Origin of the sequence: Citrobacter sp. TBCS-14 (assembly GCF_005280805.1) — a bacterium.
Classification (GTDB): Bacteria; Pseudomonadota; Gammaproteobacteria; order Enterobacterales; family Enterobacteriaceae; genus Citrobacter; species Citrobacter gillenii.
Window position 1 is genome coordinate 1 of the sequence record NZ_SZWM01000154.1, and the last position, 225, is coordinate 225.

The following is a 225-nucleotide window of genomic DNA, read 5'->3' on the forward strand; positions in this document are numbered from 1 at the left end:
CCCTGAGCATTAGCGATGGAAAAAGGTGTCCACCCCGAGATAGCGGGTGAAAGCTTCATGCAGCACCTCGGCACTGGCAGAATGGTTCATGGCCACGTGATGCTCAAAGCCGTTGCGACAGATCCAGGACAGTAGATCCTCCAGATGAGGCACCTGAATTACCGCGCGACAGCCAACCGTATCCAGTGGATCGTCAACCGATTGCCCTTCCCCGACGTAGGCTTT

The 225-nt window shown here is 56.0% G+C and carries 1 pseudogene; it reads right to left on the bottom strand.

Annotation, left to right across the window (positions count from 1 at the left end):
* Window positions 1–9: 9 nt before the first annotated feature.
* Window positions 10–225 (bottom strand): annotated as a pseudogene (locus FDX22_RS30840) (fucose isomerase); the annotation flags it as partial.